Annotated in this window: 11 protein-coding genes; 5 read left to right on the top strand and 6 right to left on the bottom strand. The window is 71.4% G+C overall.

Going from position 1 to position 19,392, the window contains the following annotated elements:
- Positions 1-158 precede the first annotated feature (158 nt).
- The gene (locus RM780_RS15590) at positions 159-629 is read left to right on the top strand and encodes a hypothetical protein (protein WP_311631321.1); all 471 of its coding nucleotides are present in this window, start codon (positions 159-161) and stop codon (positions 627-629) included.
- Entirely contained in the window at positions 626-850 is a 225-nt protein-coding gene (locus RM780_RS15585; RefSeq protein ID WP_311631320.1) for a hypothetical protein, read from the top strand. Before RM780_RS15590 ends, RM780_RS15585 begins: the two co-directional genes overlap by 4 nt.
- Before the next feature lie 4 nt (positions 851-854).
- Here the strand turns inward: RM780_RS15585 and RM780_RS15580 are convergent, their stop codons facing one another.
- The 4 genes from RM780_RS15580 to RM780_RS15565 are packed head-to-tail and all read right to left on the bottom strand — an operon-like array spanning position 855 to position 12,591.
- The gene (locus RM780_RS15580) at positions 855-2,720 is read right to left on the bottom strand and encodes a DUF1998 domain-containing protein (protein WP_311631319.1); all 1,866 of its coding nucleotides are present in this window, start codon (positions 2,718-2,720) and stop codon (positions 855-857) included.
- 3 nt (positions 2,721-2,723) lie between these two features.
- Positions 2,724-5,957, bottom strand: a complete 3,234-nt coding sequence (locus RM780_RS15575; protein WP_311631318.1) for a helicase-related protein — start codon at positions 5,955-5,957, stop codon at positions 2,724-2,726.
- A gap of 17 nt (positions 5,958-5,974) precedes the next feature.
- Positions 5,975-7,897, bottom strand: a complete 1,923-nt coding sequence (locus RM780_RS15570; RefSeq protein ID WP_311631317.1) for a UvrD-helicase domain-containing protein — start codon at positions 7,895-7,897, stop codon at positions 5,975-5,977.
- Entirely contained in the window at positions 7,894-12,591 is a 4,698-nt protein-coding gene (locus RM780_RS15565) for a DEAD/DEAH box helicase (protein ID WP_311631316.1), read from the bottom strand. Before RM780_RS15565 ends, RM780_RS15570 begins: the two co-directional genes overlap by 4 nt.
- A gap of 474 nt (positions 12,592-13,065) precedes the next feature.
- On the opposite strand from RM780_RS15565, the gene RM780_RS15560 reads away from it, so the two are divergent.
- From RM780_RS15560 to RM780_RS15550, 3 genes are read left to right on the top strand one after another with little or no spacing between them, the layout of a single operon-like run.
- The gene (locus RM780_RS15560; RefSeq protein WP_311631315.1) at positions 13,066-15,216 is read left to right on the top strand and encodes a helix-turn-helix domain-containing protein; all 2,151 of its coding nucleotides are present in this window, start codon (positions 13,066-13,068) and stop codon (positions 15,214-15,216) included.
- A complete protein-coding gene (locus RM780_RS15555) occupies positions 15,213-16,187 on the top strand; it encodes a hypothetical protein (RefSeq protein WP_311631314.1) in 975 nt (324 codons plus the stop codon). The genes RM780_RS15560 and RM780_RS15555 overlap by 4 nt, the downstream gene beginning before the upstream one ends.
- Positions 16,184-17,065: a DUF6339 family protein gene (locus RM780_RS15550; RefSeq protein WP_311631313.1), complete on the top strand. Its 882-nt coding sequence runs from the start codon at positions 16,184-16,186 to the stop codon at positions 17,063-17,065. Before RM780_RS15555 ends, RM780_RS15550 begins: the two co-directional genes overlap by 4 nt.
- Here RM780_RS15550 and RM780_RS15545 read toward each other — a convergent pair whose 3' ends face one another.
- Both RM780_RS15545 and RM780_RS15540 read right to left on the bottom strand, forming a co-directional pair.
- Positions 17,066-18,337, bottom strand: a complete 1,272-nt coding sequence (locus tag RM780_RS15545) for a DNA cytosine methyltransferase (protein ID WP_311631312.1) — start codon at positions 18,335-18,337, stop codon at positions 17,066-17,068.
- A 44-nt stretch (positions 18,338-18,381) separates the two neighbouring features.
- Complete coding sequence (locus tag RM780_RS15540; RefSeq protein ID WP_311631311.1) at positions 18,382-19,356, bottom strand: DNA cytosine methyltransferase; 975 nt, start codon at positions 19,354-19,356, stop codon at positions 18,382-18,384.
- Between the last annotated feature and the right edge of the window lie 36 nt (positions 19,357-19,392).

The following is a 19,392-nucleotide window of genomic DNA, read 5'->3' as shown; positions in this document are numbered from 1 at the left end:
GTGGCGAGCTTACTGTCCGCGGAGAGCAGTTCAGCGAACCCGACTGGAGAATGCCCATGTTGAGCCCCGGGGCCCGCCGTGCGCAGGCCGGAACCTCATGGATGCCCTCTGCCGGGCAGGGCATCCGCCTTGTGCCCTGCGGCAGATGGTTCCACGCGGTGCGCGTGGCCACGCCGGACGGCCTGTGTGCCCTCCGCCTGCTCGGGAACGCCGCGGGGCCGGTGATCGAGGATCAGGCCAAGGGCACCCTGTGCTGGCTGGTGGCCGTGGGCGCCGCGGACACCTGGCGACTCGCGGGCGTCCGCATCCTCGTCCGCGGCGACCAGCTCGCCGTGCCGCCGGCCGCCTGGACTCAGGGGCCGGCGACCCGCTGGCGGGTCCCGCCGCGTGGCACCTGCCTCTCCGAGCCCAGGCCGCTCCACGACGCCCTGGCCGTGGCCACCTCGGAACGTCCGCGGCCCATCGAGTGCTTCCGCTCGCCGGAGTGCCACATGGACCACCACCTCGTCTGCACGAAGGCGGAGGCGCCCCCGTCGCCGCCGGACATCCCGGTGATCTACCAGGCGTGCGACTGCTGGTGCCACGACTATCGGCGCCGGTGGCGCCGTCGCCAGGAGGAGGCCCGATGACCACGGCCGGCGTCCACGTCCACGTCCCCGTCACGGTCGACGCGACGACGATCCGCCTGGGCGATCAACTGCTCGTGGGAGGACAGTCCCTCACGGTGACGGACCTCGTCGCCTTGCCCCAGGGTGCCAAGCGCGTGCGTTTCGCCTCGGGGGAGACGCTGACGCTTCAGCGGACGAGCGTGTTCTATGCCACGCGCCGACACGTCCCGGGAGCCGATTGACGTGTCAGGCGGAGAAGAAGCCGGGTACCTCCCCATCCGGGGTGCCGATCAGCAGAGCGCGGTCCAGGAAGGTGTTGTTCAGCTCGCAACTCGTCTCCGGGAAGAGGACGCAGGCGTGGCACGCCGCCAGGTTGAGGCTGTCGACGCCGCTCGCATCGGCCTCCATGCACAGGGGGTCGGCGGAGCACCAGGAGACGCGGGCCAGTGCCGAGCGGAGGGACGCGGCCAGGGCGGCGGGCTCCCCCTGAGCGACGATGCCGCCGAGGCTGCCGGCCGAGTCGCTGGTCGCGGTGTAGAGGAGCACGCCCGCCATGTCGTCGTCGACGTACAGACGCTCCCGAAGAGCCGAGGCCGGGTAGCCGCAGTCCAGGCTCCACTCGGTGATGAGGGCGTGGGCGAAGGTGTGCAGGAGCAGGAGCCGGCTGGTCACGGGCGACGGCGCAACGGTCAGCGGGTCCTCGGCCCGGCTGCGGAGGGCTCGCTCGTGGTTGTGCCGCACCGCCTCGGCCCGCGCGTGCGGCGAGCTGGGCCCCCGCCGGGATTCCCAGCGGCCGAGTCGCTCGGGGTCGAGGGTGAGGAAGACGCCCTCGCCGATGACCTCGATGGCCGGGAGCCAGTCGACGTCCGGGCCGAGGGCGAGCCGCGCCCGACGGCGGCGACCGGCCTCCGAGTCGGCCGGCGGCTCGATCCGCGTGAAGCCGCGCAGCGCTCGCACCTCCCGAAGCCGCTTGACGAGCATGGTCCGCTCGATGCCAGGGACGGACACCTTCTCGGTGCTCGCGGGAGGGACGCACACGAAGTGCTCGTTCTCCGGCAGCTCCGGCGTCTCGGCGCACAGCTGCCGGTATTCCTCGCGCCGCAGCCTGCTTCCGGGGGCGAAGGCGTCGATGTCGTCGGGGTCCCGCTCGGCATCGGCGGCGACGCCCTCCAACGTGCGTACGGCCTCGATGACTTCCTCGGCGCTGTAGCGTCCCGGGGCCAGCCAGCCCTCGTCGTGGGCGAACTCCCGGATGCGCGCGTCCGTCTTGCCGAGCAAGTGCCGGCGCTGCCGTTCCACGAGCTGCGTCAGCCGCCGGTGCCACGGCGGAATCGACAACGCCGAGGCCACGGCCGGGAACCACGCCGCGGAGGAACCACGTTGCAGCACCCGCAGGGGCCGGTCGCAGCCGTCCTCTCGGCCGTCGCGCCCCAGCCAGGGCCGGAGGCCGAGGCAGCCGATCCGGAGGGAGGCCATCGCGTCGCGACCGAAGGCGCCCTCCAGCGACCCGCTCTCCCCGCAGTCGCAGGCGACGACGATCCCCTGGAGACTCGCCGTGCGGCCCTCGCTGCGAAGGGAAAGCCGGGCCCGTCGCCGGTCGCAGGAGTGCTGCGCCCGACGCTCCTCGTCACGGCGGCGGTGAAGCCAGTCCCAATAGGGGAACTCGGCCAGGTGGCCGCCGTCGCAGGCCACGACGAAGCGGGAGGGCGTCAGCTTGGAACCGCAGTCGCCGCAGGAGTTGTCGTTGCGGCCGTTGCCGAAGTCGCGGAGACGCCTCAAAGCTTCGCAGCTCGGGCAGGAGTAGGTCTCCGGGAAGCGGCGCACCTTGACGCCGCGGCCGGAGTCCGCCTCACCGGCCGGCGGGAGGCAGAAGTGGTCCACGCCCAGCGGCCCTTCGAGGCGCGGCTCGTGCAGCGTGTCCGCCTCCGAGACGTCCCAGGAGTCCAGGCCGCTGACGATGAACGACTGGTCGCCGATTGCGATCATCGCGCCGACGCCGTAGGTCGTGATCTGCTGGGCCCGACGCACGGAGCCCAGGGCCTTGCGGCCGGCGCTTTCGCGCCGGGGCGCGGTGGCGGTGGTGTTGGTGCCCGCGGGGAATCGACGTGCCATCTCTCAGTACTCCAGGAACAGGGGGGATTCGACGTCGACATCGCGAAGGCTCCACAGGGTGGCCCTCGCCTCCTCGAGGTCGTGATCGGCATGGGTGCGGAGCAGGGCGGTGTCCGCATGGCGCTCCCGGCGCGGACCGGGGGTCCAGGGCGCCTCGTACAGCAGGCGATCGTTGTCGTCGGCGAGGAGAATCCAGCGGTCGATGAAGGCGCCCAACTCCGCGTCCGTCGCGTCCGCCTCCTCCTCCGCCACCGCGCGGACCCGCGCCACCAGCCGCCGGCGCAGGTCCTGCAGCTCGGGTGCGAAATTTCTGACCTCGGCCGCCGCGACGTTGGGCCGGGCGGCCGGCAACAGCAGCCGGGCCAGGCCGACGAAGACGGCGTGCAGGGCACGGTCCCGTGCGCGCGCCGAGTAGGGAGTGACGCTGGTCGACTCGACCTGCTTGTAGAGCGCCGAGTGGTACGTCACGAAGTCCTCGTAGTGGGAAAGGTCCCGCGACCGGGCGCCGTTGAAGAGAGTGACGACCAACCCGGGGTGGCTGCGTCCGACGCGGCTGGTGGCCTGGATGTACTCCGCCGTGGTCTGCGGCTGCCCCAGGACGGCCATCAGGCCGAGGCGGTCGATGTCGACGCCGACGGAGATCATGTTGGTCGCGAGCACGACGTCGGCCGCCGCCCCGGAGGCCAGGTCCCGGGCCAACGCGCGCAGGCGGGCGGGGATCTCGCTGGAAGGAACGCGGCTGGTCAGCTCCGTGGGGACGACCTGCCTGGCGTCGTCCTCGAAGCCGTCGCGGACGGCCAGCGTCTTGAGCCGTTCGTTGACGTCGGCGTGGACCTGCAACTCGGCCGCGGCGAGCAGGCGCAGGCTGTTGAAGTACCCCACCAGGGTCCAGTAGGCGTCGCGCACATCCTGGCCGGCGTCGATCGCCCGCGCGTGGTGCAGCAGGGAGGCGTAGGCACGGATCAGCAGGGTGGCCTGGGAGATGCCCGGAGCGAGCAGGCCGACGTACTGGCGCGAGGCCTTCCGGTCGGCGGGCGCCTGCACGGCGAACCACGAGTCGCGGGCGTCCAGGGCCGCGGGCGGGAACTGGGCCACCTCGCGATGGAAGAGGACGTTGCCCTGCTGCCTGGCGCGGCGGATGGTGGCGGTGGAGGCGATGACCTTCGGACGGTCGGCCGCGATGTCCACCGCACCCTCGTACAGACCGGCGAGCGTGCCCAGGGGTCCGGAGATGAGGTGCAGCTCGTCCTGGACGATCAGCTCGGGCGGCGGGGTGCCGTGCACCCCGGTGTCCCGGTTGAACAGCGCGGCGACATCCTCCCGCCAGGCCACGCGGGCGAACTTGTCGGCGGTGGCGATGACGAGCGTGGGGCGGACCCGGTACAGCTCCGAGTCCACGACGTGGACGGGCAGGCCGCCGTGGTAGGCGCAGCTCGCGTCCGGGCAGGTGATGGACATCCGGCCCTGGTTAATGTCCACCGCGTAGTCCTGCCGGGTCCGCAGGGCCGTGCCGCACCAGGGGCACTGGCCGAGCTGCACGGGGTTGCGCTTCTGGAGGGTGGCGCCGGCCTTGAGTTCTCGCAGGGACTCGGCCGCCTCCTTGAGGGTGTTGGGCGTGGCCGCGCTGCCGACCCACATGCCGATGGACATCGGCTCGTTCCCGTAGCGCTCGGGGTCCTCGGCACGGATGCGGTCCATGGCGCAGATCAGGCGGGCGGCGCGCTCGAACTGCTGGAGGGTGAGCAGGCGGAGGGTGTACCGCATCAGGACGGTCACGCCCGCCCCGGCCCGGCCGTGCAGCAACCGGCGGTGGAAGGCGGTGAAGGCGATCAGGCCGAGGTAGGCCTCCGTCTTGCCACCGCCGGTCGGGAACCACAGCAGGTCCACCACGCCGCGGTCCTCGTGGTCCGGGTCGACGATGCCGTTGAGGCACAGGAGCAGGAACCCGATCTGGAACGGCCGCCACGTGCCCTGGGGCGTCGGCTCGCCCGGGCGGCCGTCGGCGATCCACCGGCCGCGGCCGTGTTGCAGGGCCATCGCCTGGTTCGCCCTGCGAAAGGCCTCCAGGACTCGCGGGTCGTCCTCCAGAAGCCGGATGCCGGCCGCCATGCGTCGGCGGGCGGCGTTGCAGTGGTCCAACTGCTCACGAGCCAGCCGCAGGTACTCGGTGTCGCCGTACGGCCCGCCGCGCAGCGCCGCGAGGTCGGCGCCCCGGGCCTCGATCCAGCGACCGTAGGCGTCCACCAGGTCGCGCAGCGAAGCCGTGACCGCCGCGGTCGTCCCGGTGCCCAGGTGCTGCATGCCGAGGCGGCTCACGTCGATCTCGGGGTTGGAGTCAGTGAGCAGCACCTCGTAGGCGGGAACGAACTCCGTCCACACGGCGGACACTGCCACCGGTTCGGCCGGAGCGTACGCCTCGCCGGGGAGGGGCGGCTGCCAATCCCAGTCGGCCGCGCAGCCGTGCCCGGTGGCGAAGGAGGGTGCGTGGCGGTGCAGAAGCTGGTTCAGCCGGACCTCGTCGTCCGCGCCGCCCTCCGCCGGACGTTCGACCAGGGCGGGGCGCCCGTCGGGTACGTCGATGCGCAGGCCGACCTGGAAGAAGCAGTGCGTGTCCCGAATCTCCCGCCGGTCCACGACCTGGGTGTTGACCAGCGTGGCCGTCACGGCGACCGTGTCCCGCGGGCCGCTGGGGCGGCGCACCCGCAGGCGCAGTTCGAGGCCCGGGGCCAGCTCCACCGGCCTTTCGGGAGGCGCGGAAAGATCCACCTCCGTGAGCTTCAGCTCCAGCGGGCGGCGTCGCCAACGCAGGTTCTGCGCCACGGTGCTGCGGCGCTCGGCCCGCTTGGGCACGGTGGGGAGGCCGTTCTCGTCCACGGGGTCGTAGACGGCCGCCGTCGCGGTGACCCGGATAGTTCGGCCGCGCGACGGGTCGACGGCAAAGGTGATGCCGGTGGCCGAGGGGCGGCTGACGTTGGCGAGGGTGATGCCGAGGTCGGGCGTCTCGTCAACGGCCAGGGTCGAGTCGGCGTCGTCGAAGTCGTTCTCCTCGGCCTCCTCCCGGGCGAGTGCTTCGTCCTTCGTGCGGGGGAAGAGAACTCCCGTCGCGTAGGTGGTCACCGGCCAGTCGCTCAGCAGCTCGGTCGAGTCGGCACGCGCCCCGGTGGGGCCGAGGAGATCGGCCTTGAGGCGGTCCACCAGCTCGGACCGGAAGCGGTAGTGCTCCTTGTGATCGGACATGGGGCGTTCCTCGCTTCTCAGTCCTCGTCGGTGCGGTCGTAGTGGAAGCGGCCGAGTCCGGTCGGTCGCGGCACGAGCCACACCCCGAGGTCCGGAAGGCCGGCGTGCAAAGCCACGGCGGGCTCGCCGGCGACCGCCTCCACGATGTCGACGCGGAGGTCGGTGACGCGGCGGGGCCAATTGCGCGGGCGGTAGGTGTGGGACTGCTGCAGGTGGCGATAGAGGTCATGGCGGAACTGCTCGGAGGCTACGCCGATGACCCGGTCGCCGTGGCGCAGCGCATAGCCGGGGGCCAGCCGGGTCTCGTGGTCCTCCGCGATCCCGTCGATGCGCTCGAACTCCACGGGGTCGCCCGCCCGCGTGGCCTCGCGCAGGTACTTCTGCAACGCGAGGCAGTCCCCGGTGACGTGGTGCGCGCCGGCCGGGTGGTGGGCGTGGAGATCGCCGGCGAGGATCTCCAGCCCCCGCCGCTCCCAGTGCCGGTAGCCGAACCGGGCCCAACGGTTCGTGCGTCGGTCCCTTCGCACCCATCGGAAGCCGTTCCGTTCGGGCCTCGCGTCGGGCGGCGGGGTCAGCCGGTACAACTCGTCGCGCGGCCGGGTCATCGCCACGTACAAGGCCCGCGCGCCGTCGGCGACGTCCGCCGGAAGGTCGTCTGTGCCGGGCTCGAAGGGACCGGGGTCCACCACGAGGACGCGGTCGAACTCCAGCCCCTTGGCCCGGTGGAAGGTGGAGACGACCAGCGGATGCGGGGGCTGGGCCGTCAACTCGTCGGGCAGGCGCCGGGAGCGGACCGCGTCGCGCAGCCGGGAGAGGTCGAGCGCCTGCCCGCCGCGGTCCCGGGAGGCCACCAGCAACAGCCGCCACAGGCGTTCGGTATCCGTCTTCCCGACGACGGCCCCGGGGAGAAGGGTGGGGGCCAGCGCATCGAAGCGCTGTCTCGTCATCGAGAGCGCGCCCGGGTCGGCCAGCAGCACGTCGGCGACCCAGGAGGGCACGGCCCGATCCTGTGCCGGCCGTCGCAGCTGGTGGGGAACGTCCGCGCCGTGCAGCCAGCCGGAGACGAGCAGGGCCTCGGCGTTGGTCCGGCACAGCACGGCCGTGCTCGCGGTGGTGTCGCGCAACGAGTCGCGGATGAACGGCACGGTGATGTCGCCGAAGTCCATCCGGGCGGCCAGTTCGATCCGCAGCCGCTCGTGGGCGCTCCGGGCGTCCGGCAGCGTCACGCAGTTCCTCAAAGCCGCCTCCAGGAACAGCGCCGTACGGGCCTCCTCGGTGCGGGCGCGGAAGTTGCGCGTGAGGGACAGCTCGATCAGCTCGTCGCGGAAGTAGTTGCGCAGCCAGTCGAAGAAGCGGTTCGTCTCGATCGCCCGCTCCTCGGGCGTGGTGACCTGGTAGCCGTAGATGGCCTGGGCGGGGTCACCGACGATGGTGAAGCCGCAGTCGTAGGACTCCAGCAAGACCTCGATCATCTCCCGCCGGTCGCCGACCAGATCCTGAACCTCGTCGATCACCACGTGCTGGACCTCGTCCAGCCAAGCGGGGGCGCGGTCGGCGTCGGCGATGACCCGGCTCGCCTCCCGGATGCGCTTGTCGAAGGAGAGAGAGCCCGGGAGGGGGCCGTCGCCGCCCGACTCGTTCAGCAGCTCCAGGGCCCAGGCGTCGAAGGTGGTCACCCGCACGTGCCGGGAGCGCCCGGCCTGTCGGGAGAGCCGCTCCCGCAGCTCCCGCACCGCGGCGCGGGAGAAGGTGAGCACCAGGATGTCCCCGGTGGCCACCCCCTCCTCGGCCACCAGCGCCTCCAGACGGCGGATCAGCGTGTGGGTCTTGCCCGCCCCCGCTCCCGCGGTGACCAGCAGTTTGGCCTCGACGGGCTGCTCCACGACCGTCCGCTGCTCGGGCAGCAGCGGCGGGTCGCCCTCGAAGGGACCGGGGGTCATGACGTCCTCTCCCAGAGGTACTCCAGCTCGGTGTAGGCGAGCCGGCGGCCGAAGTGCTTGATGTTGTCCGAGACGTTGAGGATCAGACAGCTGTCCTTGCCGCCGTTCAGCGGCCCGCGCAGCCCGCGCCCGATCATCTGGATGTAGGTGTTGGGGCTGTAGGTCGGGCGGGCCACGACCACCGCGCGGACCGCCGGGGCGTCGAAGCCCTGGGTGAGGACGTTGTAGTTGGTGAGCACCTGGATCTTCCCCCGGCGGAACGCCTCGATCCGGCGATTGCGCACGCCCGTCGGTGTCTTGGCGTCCACGGAGGCGGCCTTGATGCCGCTCTCGTGCAGCAGCGCGGCCAGCACCTGGGCGTGCTCCACCGAGGTGGCGAAGACCAGCACCGGCCAGTGCTGCGGCAGCCGCTCGATCTCCTCCACGATGCGCTTGGTGCGGTCGACGTCCTCGGCGAGATGCCTGATCACCGCGGCGGGAAGCGTCATGCTGTTGCTCTGCGCGACCTGCTCGATCTGCTCCGATGTGAGTTCGAAGTCGCCGCCCTGGAGGACCCGCTGCTCCACCTGCGCCAGCACGCCCAGCTTCTGCAGGTAGGTGTACGGGTCCTGGCCCTCGAAGACGTCGCGGTCCAGCCTCTTCTGCCCGAAGCGGACCGCGAGCCGGCGCGTCTCCTCCTCGCTGCCTGCGCGGAAGGCCGTCGCCGTGAGACCGATGAGGTGGCGGTCGGTCCTGTGCTGGGTGATGCCCATAGCGTCGAGGATCTTGGTGTAGGTCCGCGGGACGGCGAAGTGTGCCTCGTCCACGATGACGAGATACGCTTCGCGGAGCCACGCGTACGGCTCGGTGCCCAGGTGCAGGGAGAGGGTGTCGTCGATCGCCACGACCACCTGAGGGCCGTCCGGAGCGGGCTCCGCGGCCATTCCGCCCCACATGCGGCTGATCCGCAGGCTCTGGTCCGGGCCGTCCTGGGACCAGACGAACTTCCACGTCTCGATGGCCTGTTCGCACAGCTCGGCGCTCTGGGCGATCCACAGCACGGGGCCCTTGACGACACCGTCGGCGATCGCCTGGACGGCGGCCTCCACGGCGATGCGCGTCTTGCCGGCGCCCGTGGGGATCTGGAGCATGGCCCGTTTCTCGTCGCTCTGCACCAGGTGCTGGTACATGTTCGCCACCAGGCGCATCTGGTACTTGTGCAACGGTCGGGGCTTGCGGGGGCCGGGCACCGTCTCGAACGGCGCAGGCGGTCGGCTGGTCTCCTGGTCCCCGGCCCACTCGGGCGGGAATCCGAAGTCCTCCACGAAAGTGCGGGCGCGATGGCCGCCGGCCCACTGCTGGGGCGCGTCGAACCCCGCCTCGACCAGCGCCTTCGCGAGCCGGCGCAGGACCTCCTCGCCGTGGGTGGCGATGACCAGCTGCGCCACGCGCAGATCGCCGGGCTTCTCGCCGTTCAACTCCTCGTCGGCGAGAAGGAGACCGGGGGGCAGCTCCTCCCGGAGCCGCTCGGCGCCCAGTGCCAGCAGCAGCTTCCGCGCCGGGTCCGGCTCCTGCCGGATCTGCAGCAGGCGCCGATCCTCCCGATCCTTCTCCTGCTGCTGGAGGAGGGCCCGGCAGCCGGACTCGCCCAGGCCCAGCTCCAGCACCCGGTCCACCGCGAGCAGCACGTCCAGCTCGCCGTCCGGCCCGCACAGCAGCACCGTTTCGCCCTCCCGAGCCTCCGTGAGCGCCTTCTCCCGCCGGCCCTCGGGTCCGCGCACCACGCGCGCAAGGCTCGAACAGTGGGACAGCAGCCAGTTGGTGCCCCGCGGCAGGCGCTGGCGCAGACGCGGATAGAGGTCCGTCAGCTGCGTCGGGCTGCCCAGCTCCACCTTGGTGAGCTCCTCCACCAGGAAGGTCGACGGAGCCTCCAGCGGCCACTCCGCGATCATCCGGGCCGCGTCCTCCTCGGTCGGCACCAGCATCGCCGGCACGCGCTCCCGCTGCAGGATGCGGTACTGCTCCGGGTCCGCGGTGACCGCGATCTCCTCGTCGGGGCGGGTGGTCCACTCCTCGCCCACCTGGCACCGCGTGAACGTGTCCCCGGGCCACGGAACGCGATCGGCCTCCACGCTGGTCAGCAGCGCGTAGGCGCGGCCCACGAACTCCGCGTCCTCGCTCGCCAGGACCCGGCCGATCAACTCGGTCCACAGCGACTCGGGCACCGCCTCCGGCTCGTCGACCAGGCGCAGCGCCCGGGCGGTCTCGGGGGCGACGTCCGCCACGGGGAGCAGGCTCTTGTCGAAGCCGCACCCCGGCGCCACGCAGGCGTTCGGCTTGCGCGCGCCCAGGGAGGTGGGAAGCAGGCTCTCAAGCCGCAGCAGCCACACGATCGGGGAGGGGACCGGCCGCTGCGTGTTCTGGTTGGAACCCACCTGCAGCGTCCACTTCTGCACCAGGCCGTGCTTGGGCAAGTGCTGGACGAAGGCGGCGCGCCCCTCTGGCGAGAGCTCGGAAAGCAGGTGCAGGGGGCCGGCCGGGTTCGGGCCTTCCACGTGCAGCGTCTTGGGGCTGGGCCGGCGCGCGGTGTCCGGCAGACCCTTGACGTAGGACCTGTAGACCCGGTCCAGGTAGGTCTGGAACCACTCGTCCGTCCGCGGGTCACGGTTCGTGACGGGGCGATCGACGGCGCCGAGGTCGCGGAGCGCGGGCCCGTCCGTGCCATGGAACTCGGGGTCGACCAGCAAGGCCGCGTCCCGCCCGCCGTCCGGCGGGATGACCGGACCGGCGAGGAACAGGTCGCGGATGGGCCGGAAGACGCCGTCCGCCGCCTTCACCTTGATCGAGCGCTCGGGCTCGGCGTACTTCTCGCGGATCGCCACGACGGCCCGTCCGGCGCCGGCGCGTCGCAGCAGCGTCCAGAACTTCTCCCACTCCTTGGCACCGTACCGATCGAGGCCGAGATCGAGCACCGCCCTGAACCGGCCCTCCGCGTCGGCCTCCGGGATGCCGAGCGCGTCGAGGGCGCGCCGGGCGTCCGCGTCGTTCGCGATGTCCGGGTGCACGTACGTGAGGTCGTCCCGCAACCCCTCGCCCCCGACGGCGCTGCGTCGATAGATCCGGCCCCGTGCCGGACGCACCAGGTCGCCCTCCTCCGTGAGCAGTATCCGTGCCCCGACCGCCTCGGTGGCGTGGCCCGACCCCACCTGCTCCATGTCGGCGGCGATGCGCAGCGCCAGGGCGGAGGACGCGGGCTGCCGATCCGCCGTAAGGGCCTCCAGCCACTCGGTGACGGAGGAGGTGGCCACGCCGGCCGCCGCCATGAAGTCCCGGACGCGGGCGCGCCGTTCGCGCTGCTCGACGGAGTGGTGGCACCAGTGGGTCGGGCGGCCCGCGTAGGAGGCCCAGAGGTCGAGCCAGTGCTGCCGCAGATCGTCGGGGTGCAACCGCAGCTCCCGCGGGGGGCGCACGGCGCCGAGCTGATCCGGGAGCGAGGGAGCCTCGGACGCCGCCTTGATGAGCTTCTCGCTGATCATCGCGTCGCCCCACTGGGAGGCCTCGCGCCCCCGGGCGGTGAGCAGGTTGAGGTACGAGGCGGGGTCGTCCTTCTCCACCAGTCGGGGGATCGAGTCGACGACCAACTTGGCGGCGGCCTCGATGAGCTCGGAGTTGAAGTCGCTCTTGGTGAGGTTCTGCCGGTCCTCGGGAGTCTTCCAGGGAGCGTTGAGGATGCCCGTGAGGGTCGTGTCGTAGTTGGTCGGGAAGAACGCCCAGAAGCTGCCCCGCTGTCGCCGGGCCTTGACGCCCTTCCCCGGCACCGCCCAGGAGAGCCGGATCTCCGGGCGTTCGTGCAGCTCGCCCGCAGTCTTCCTGGCCTCGGCGGACGGCACGTGATCCACGTGGAAGACCTGCCACCGCTCGTCGTCGGTGACCCTCCCGCCGCTGTCCTCGATCACCCGGTGGGCGGTGCCCTCCGTCTGCTGGCGGAGCACCCGGCGCAGCCGGTGCCCCTGCCGACGATCCTCCAGCTCGACGGTGGCGACGTGCGAGGAGAACAGCAGGAAGTGTCGCGGGAACGCCCGCAGGTCGCGGCCGAGGCGCAGCTGCGCTCCGGGGAGGAGCGGCAGCACCACCACCGTGCTGGCCCAGCCCATCAGCTCGTCCAGCACGCCGTCCCGGGCGCGGTCGGCCGCCGTGTCCAGGGGCTGGGCCATCCGCAGGACCGGCGTCTCGTCCTGCTCCGACAACCCGGGGACGACCTCCCTGATGCGCGCTTCCGACCACGCCTTGTCGAAGCCGAAGCTCCCGGAGGCGCTGTAGAAGCGGGGGGTGTCGGTCACGCTGAGCACGGACTTGACGCCGACACCGAACCGACCGATCTGGCCGCCGCGCTTCCGCGAGACGGCCATCCGCAGAATGGTGTCCGCGCCTTCGGCGGTCACCGGGTGGCCCGAGTTCGCGCAGTACAGCGTGTCCTCGGTGAGCACCGCGTGGATGCGCCCGCCGCCCGGGGCGTCCTGATTCTCGTCCGCCCCGTTCTGCACCAGCTCGTACAGCTGCCGCTCGCCGTACCCGCCCTGCGTGATGCGGCGCTCGTTGTTGGCGTGCTCCTGCACATGGCCCGGATCGGCGCGATAGACGTCGAGGATCCGGCGGGACTGGGCCAGGACGGTTCTGATGACGTCCGAGGCCTCCGAGGCGGCGCTGGTGTTCATGCTGTGGGTGACTCCCGGTCCAAAGGCGAGTGGGGCGCAGGGAACTGACGGGCGGACAGGTGCAGGCGTCCGTGGGAGAGAACGGTAGGGCGGGGCACTGACAACCGGCGTGAACACCCGTTGGCAGGACCCGGGATGGGAGACCGGGCTCACGGAGAACGCGGTCGTTGCGGAACGTGATCGGTCTCCGCCTCGCCAGCGCGACGGGGCGGCCGGGGCGGGCTGTGGACACACTTCACCCCTTGGCCGCATCCTGCTCGCCAAACGAACTGCTGTGCGGAGAGTGAGGACGCTAGCGGGGGGCGGCTCGCTCGCGCAACCCCCAATGGACTCAGCGCCAGGGGCAGTTGCTCCGCCCGGCATTGTGGCGGTAGTTGCATAGGGGAAAGAGCACGGCTTCGGGGCAACCGAAAGTATCTCGACCTTGATCATGTCAAAAAGCGCTGTATGCTCGTTCCCGGAAACGGAGGGGGCATGGAGCCGAACGACGAGAGCGACGACCGCGCCGAGAGCTTCGGCGTCTGGCTGGCGCGCCAGCTGCGCCGGCGCGGGATGACGCAGCACGAGCTGGCCGAGGCGCTGGGCATGACCCGAGCCGGGGTCTCGGCCTGGATCACGGAACGCTCCGAGCCCCGGGAGGACAAGAAGCGCGCGATCGCGCGGATCCTGGGTGTGGACGAGGCGGCTGTGCACCTGCGCACCGTGGACGCGCCGTCCGAGCGGCCCGTCGAGTGGCGTCACCGGCTCGCCCATCGTGATGGCGGTCGCGAATTCGGCAACGCGGCGGCCTTCGCCTTCGACGCCGACCTCGACGTCCTCGCCCGGGAGGCCACGCAGAACAGCCTCGACGAGCGCCTGCCCGGCGGCGAGCCGGTCCGCGTCCGGTACGTGCTGCACGAGCTCACGGGGGCCCGCTTGAAGGACTTCCTCGCGGCCCTGCGCTGGGAGGAGGACCTGAGGCCGCACTACGAGGCCGCGGCCGCCCACCGGCAGAAGGTCGGGCGGGCGGTCGCGGAGGGGCTGCGGCAGGTGGAGGAGGCGAAGTCGTTGATCCTCCTGCGGATCGAGGACTACAACGCATCCGGCCTCACCGGCCCCGAGTACGGCGACGGCAGGTTCGCCGCCGTGGTGCGGCGCCAGTTGGACAGCCACAAGGCCACCGGCAAGGGCCGTGCGGCCGGCGGCTCCTACGGGCTGGGCAAGGCGACGCTCTGGGCGACCAGCCGCCTCGGCCTCGTCCTGATGAACAGCACCCTCTCCACCCCCCACGAAGGACGCACCGAGCGCCGCCTCGTCGGCCGGCTCGACCTTCCCTGGCGCGAGGTGGGCGGCGAGGCGTACGCAGGCCCCGCCTGGCTGGGCGAGGAGGACACGGAGCCCGCCTACGAGGGGCACCAGGTCTCGCGTTCGTGGTGGGCCGACGAGCAGATCACCGAACGACTCCACCTGACCAGGACCGACCCGGCGCCCGGCACCTCCTTCCTGGTGGTCGGGGCGCACGACGTCGGCGTTCGCGACGGCGAAGGCGCGGGGGAGGAGGACGAGACGGGCAGCGTGCAGGCGATGCACGCGAAGCTCGTCCGTTCGCTGGCGCAGAACTTCTGGGCCGCCATGACCCGCGGCGGCAGCTCGCCCGCCCTCCTGGAGGCTTCCGTCACCACGCTTCGGGACGGCCAGGTGCTTCTCCAGGAGGAGATCGTCGATCCGCACACGCACGAGCCGGCCCGTACCCGCGCCCTGCGCGCCTTCCTGGAGGGAACGACCGTCGAGCGCCTCACGGGCGCCGACCAGGTGGCCCTCGCCCGCGTCCGTCTCGCCGTCCCGCCGCCGCGCGACGAGAAGGCGCCCAACCGGGAGCACTCGGCCGTTCTCCTGGTCACCCCCGCCGACGACTCCGACGCCCGACCCAACACACTCGTCTGCATGCGGGGCAACCGCATGGCCATCAGGACGCGCCGCGTTCCCGACCTGCCGCTGGGCACCAACCCCTTCCAGGCGGTGCTGTTGGCCGGTTACGCCACGAGAAGCGAGACGGAGGACGCGCGGCTGGCCGAGGAGTTCCTCCGCTCGGCGGAGCCACCCGAGCACGACGACTGGACGAGGACGGAGGAGCTGATCACCGCCTACGCCCCCGGGGCACGGCAGCGCATCCTCGACTTCCGACGCGACATGTACGCCGCCGTCCGGGCGCTGGTCTCCCGGCCGAAGGAACGGACCGGGGAGGGCCCGGAGGCCCTGCGGCAGCTCCTGCGCCTGGACGCCGGGACCGGCGCGGCCGGCCGGCGCCCGGAGGGCCACCCCACCATCCGCGACGTCGTCGGGGAACTCGACGCGTCCGGCGCCTGGCGGGTGCGGGTCGAGGTCAAGCTGCCCCGCCGGGACGATCCGTGGCTGATGACCCCGGTCGCGAAGTTCGACGTACGCTCCGGCGGTCGACCCACCCTGCGCTGGGCCGAGTTGATCGCCGGGCAGAACTGCCACGTGGACGGCGGGCGCCTTCGGTTCGAACCCGGTGCCCGTTCCGCCTCGTTCAGCGGGGTCACCGACGTGGACAGCCATCCGGTGGCCGCGCGCATGGCTCGGCTGGTGATCGACCTTCAGCGGACCCGGGAGGCGGACGCATGAGGACGCTGATGCCCTATCCGACGCTGGCCGGGGAGGTGACCTTCTCGGTCGTCGCGGCCCGCGTGGACGGACGTGGGCTGCCGCTGGAGATGATCTCGCTGCCGGACCGCGTCGTCGCCCTGCATCAGGTGGAGCGTCGCGCATGGGAGGAGGCGCGCCTGGAGGTGCAGGCGCGGCTTCCCCAGGCCGAGACCGCCTCGTCGCCCTGGCGGGACCTGATGTGTGCGGTCGTCGTGGCCGAGGGCGCCACCAACTCCCGGACGGTGACCCGGCTGCGCCACGTCCGTGACGGCGACTGGGCCGGTACCGTCACCCTGTCGCGTGCGGCCCACCGCGGCCGCGCCGAGCTGTCCGTGTGCGCGGTCGCCACGGTGGACGGCGTGCCGGGGCGGATCATCGGTGCCTCCGATGAGAACTGGATCGTCGACCTGGCTGCCCAGCGGCCCGTGCGGCAGCGCGAACTCCACATCAGCGAGATCGACTTCCGGTCCCCCGAGGCCGACTGGCTGCACCCCTTCAAGGACGCCCCCTGGCTGGTGGAGACCTCGGGAGACATGCCGACCGTGCATCTCAACACCGGCTTCGACGGGATCGAGCAGTTGCTCAACGCGGCCGCCGGCCCGGCCGAGAAGGCCGTGCGCGACATGCTCGCTGCCCAGATCGCCGCCGACGCCTGGACCGCCATGTTCCACGCGGCCGTCAGCGACCTGGAGGTGGAGGAGGACGGCACCCCGCAGTGGCCGTCCGGCTGGCGGGACTCGGTGCTGCGCGGCATGCTTCCGGACGTCCTCCCCGAGTCCTCGCCGGCCGATGCCCTCCTGGAGATCCACGCCCGTCGCTCCGAGGGCACCGGGTGGAACGAGCTCCAACCGCGCATCCAGTACGCCGCCGCCCGCCGGGCCCGGGTCGCCAAGCACCTCGGCTCGGCGATACGGACCCTCGACCGCTCCGCCCAGGGGGAGGCCACGTGACCCGCGCCATGGAAGATCTGCCCGAGCGGCTGCACCGCCTTCGTGATGCCCTGGCTTCCAAGTACCTGACGAGGGGCGTGCTCACCGGCCAGGAGCGCCCGCCGCTGGTGGCCCTGATGCGATCCGCGGAGCCGATCGAGGAAGCGGGCACCCGCTGGAGCACGGCGCCCGTGCGGGACCTCTTCGAGGACGCCATGCGGCGGTTCGACGAGGGGAGCCGCACGCAGGCCGACGCCTGGCTGGCCCCGCGCCTGCACGCCACCCTGCGCATGACGCGCGCCGAGGCCGCGGATTCGGCTCTGTGGAACTTCCTGGCGCTCGTGGTGGCCCCGGACTACGTCGTCTGGCGACACCTTCCCAGGCCCACCAAGAAGAACGAGGTTCCCACGGTCGCGGCGGCGCGCTTTCGCGGAATCCACTACACCCAGGCTCTCGCTCGCCTTTGGTGGGCCGCGGAACTCTTCCGCGACGGCGAGGACTACGGCCCGGCGGTTGCGGCCTGCCGCAACCAGGACGTGCTGAACACGGTCCTGCGGCTCGACGTCATCGACCACCGGCCGACGGCCCGCGCCGTGATCCGCCTGCTGGAGACCGGCGCCGTCGGCACCGGTCGGGAGGTCAACGCCCTGGCCACGGCGGTGAATTCCGCGGGCAGTACGCTGATGTTCGAGATCACCGCGCCCGACGAGGGCCCGGATGTGGACGCCCTTCGCCATTGGATCGAGGAAGCGGAATTGGCGCCGCCCGTTTCCCGCGACTCCCTGCCGGCGGGACCCGAGGACGGCCCCGTCCCGGCTGCGTCCGTGGAGTCCCTGGTCGAGCAGTTCGGAAAGCTGTTCGCCGATGCCCCGGTGCGCGGAAAGGAAAAGACTGCCTGATCAACCGCGCAGCGCAGCGTAAATGGCGCCGGCGATCGCTCGACCAAGCCCTATCGGGACGGCGTTGCCGATCTGTCGGGCGATCTCCGTCTTGGAGCCGCACCATTTGAAGTCTTCGGGGAACCCTTGCAGCAGGGCGGCCTCGAAGTGGGTGATGGGGCGATCCTCCGTCGGATGAAGGTACCGACCTTTCTCCGGCTTGTAGAACTCCGTGCGAATGGTGACGGCGGGACGGTCCATGTGCAGACGCCCCATCACGTCACCGGTGCCCGTCCTGTGTCCGTCCCAGCTCTCCGTCGAAAGGTAGACTTCCGGACCCTTGAGCAGCCTGTATCCCGGCTCTGTCGACAGACGGATCCTGCCTTTGCTGTCCACCCTGTACCAGACGCCTGTCAAAGCCTTACGGTTCCCCCCGGCAGGAATCGCTTTATAGCGGGCCAGGGACAGCTTCTCCGGGTTGCGTCGGATGTGCAATTCTCTCGTCAGACAATAGCCCTCGGGGCGCTCGGGAAGATCCTCGAGCAGGCCCATGCCTTTCGTTCTGCGGAAGACGGACTCGACGGTTCGCCATGTGCGGCCACCGTCGTCCAATGCACCCAGGATCGGTTTCCGATGCGTGGCTGCCGGATACCGCAGCGCGGACAGTTCGGGTACGTCCTTGCGCACGCCGATGACGATGGCTCGTCGCCGCGTCTGGGGTACGCCGTAGTTGGCGGCATTCAGGAGATACCGGCGATCGCGGATCCGTTCCGAGTCGTTGTCGCGCGCATCGGGCGGTGGGAGGAGGCGATAGTTGGCGAGGTCGCCCCCCGTCCTGACCTCTCTCTTGAGGTCTCGAAACTCCGGGGAACTCAGAAAACGGTCGACATTCTCGATGACGAAAACCTTGGGTTCGAGAGCTTTGACGACCGCGACGTAGTGGCGCCACAGTTTGTTCTTGGGATCATCGGGGTCCTCCTTGCCGAGTCCGGAGAAGCCCTGGCAAGGCGGGCCGCCGATGACGACGTCTGCACGAAGATCCTGCGACTGAGGTACCCAATGCTCGATCTCCCCGACGAGCATGTGATCGTCGGCACCCTCCGGTGCGAAGTTCGCCGCGTACGTGGCCGCCGCAGCCGGGTCTTTCTCCACGGCGAAGACGGACTGGAAGAGGGGGTCTTCGCGATCCTCCTCCCCGGGCGGGCGGAACGACCGGAAGCCCTCGGTGAAGCCACCGCAACCGCTGAACAGGTCCACGACACGAAGAGGTTCGTCGGGACGGTCGGCGGTCATGCGGGGAGTGTAGCCGGGGCGTGTGCGCGGGAGCGAGATGGGCGTCAACGGAGCGCCGCCGCGATCGATTCGCCCAACGCCCGCGCCACGGGGGGCGGCGACGCGTGGCCCAGCTGCCGGTAGCGGGCCGTCTTGCCGCCCTGGAGGTGCCAGTTCGCGGGGAAGCCCTGAAGGATGGCCACCTGCTCCACTGTCAGTTTCGGCAGGCCGGCCACGGGCCCCGCGGGGTCCCACCGGTACTCGGGGCCGGGTACCTGGTCGCCTATGGAGCCGCCGTTGATGCCCATGCGGGCCCACGCCTTCTTCGTGCCCGTGGGTCCGAGGTCTGCGCCGCCGCGGTTTTCCGAGCCGCCGACGATGGCCGGCGCGAGCCGGTCGGCCTGGGCGGCCCACTGGGCGGCACCCCGCCAGCCGCGCGCGGCCATCGACTTCCACAGCGCCGTGCCGACGGTCGGCCGCGGCTCCGGGTTCGGCTCTGGCCACCGGAAGGCATCCGCGGCGTCGCTGTGGAGAGCGACCAGTACTCCCACCTTGCGATCCTGCGCCAGTCCGAAGTCGCCAGCGTTGAGGATATTCCACCGCAGGACGTACCCCAGGTGCTCCAGTTCCGCCCTGACGAACTCCCTCAGGCCGGTGAACGCGTCGTCGCTCACCAGGGCCGGAACGTTCTCGATGAGCACCGCACGCGGGCGCACCCCGGCGACCAGCCACACCGTCGCCTCGAGCAGCCCGCGCTCGTACTCGTCCTCGGTGCGCCTGACGGACGCCGGAGACTTCACCCGCGGCAGACCGGCCGAGAGCAGGTCGATGTCGTAGACATAGGTGTGCTCCGCAGGATCGAAGGACAGCAGGTCCGTTTCCAGCACCCGCCAGCCGAGTCGGTTGGCCCGCAGCGTCGCGCAGCAGTGGGCGTTGTTCTCGATCAGGGCCACGGGGTCGAAGCCGGCCATTTCCAGCCCCTGCGCGAGGCCGCCCGCGCCGGCGCAGACCTCGAGGGAGGTCAGGCGGGGGCCGAGCATCTGGAACTCCTCTGCGGGGCGACGCGAACACGTACG

The organism is Streptomyces boetiae (genome assembly GCF_031845405.1).
Classification (GTDB): Bacteria; Actinomycetota; Actinomycetes; order Streptomycetales; family Streptomycetaceae; genus Streptomyces; species Streptomyces boetiae.
Note: the sequence above shows the minus strand (reverse complement) of the source record. Positions and strands in the feature narration are given on the sequence as shown.

Coding starts and splice junctions, on each gene's coding strand:
- RM780_RS15585 (WP_311631320.1), top strand. CDS start 626: ATGACCACGGCCGGCGTCCACGTCCACGTCCCCGTCACGGTCGACGCG.
- RM780_RS15580 (WP_311631319.1), bottom strand. CDS start 2,720: ATGGCACGTCGATTCCCCGCGGGCACCAACACCACCGCCACCGCGCCC.
- RM780_RS15575 (WP_311631318.1), bottom strand. CDS start 5,957: ATGTCCGATCACAAGGAGCACTACCGCTTCCGGTCCGAGCTGGTGGAC.
- RM780_RS15570 (WP_311631317.1), bottom strand. CDS start 7,897: ATGACCCCCGGTCCCTTCGAGGGCGACCCGCCGCTGCTGCCCGAGCAG.
- RM780_RS15565 (WP_311631316.1), bottom strand. CDS start 12,591: ATGAACACCAGCGCCGCCTCGGAGGCCTCGGACGTCATCAGAACCGTC.
- RM780_RS15560 (WP_311631315.1), top strand. CDS start 13,066: ATGGAGCCGAACGACGAGAGCGACGACCGCGCCGAGAGCTTCGGCGTC.
- RM780_RS15555 (WP_311631314.1), top strand. CDS start 15,213: ATGAGGACGCTGATGCCCTATCCGACGCTGGCCGGGGAGGTGACCTTC.
- RM780_RS15545 (WP_311631312.1), bottom strand. CDS start 18,337: ATGACCGCCGACCGTCCCGACGAACCTCTTCGTGTCGTGGACCTGTTC.
- RM780_RS15540 (WP_311631311.1), bottom strand. CDS start 19,356: ATGCTCGGCCCCCGCCTGACCTCCCTCGAGGTCTGCGCCGGCGCGGGC.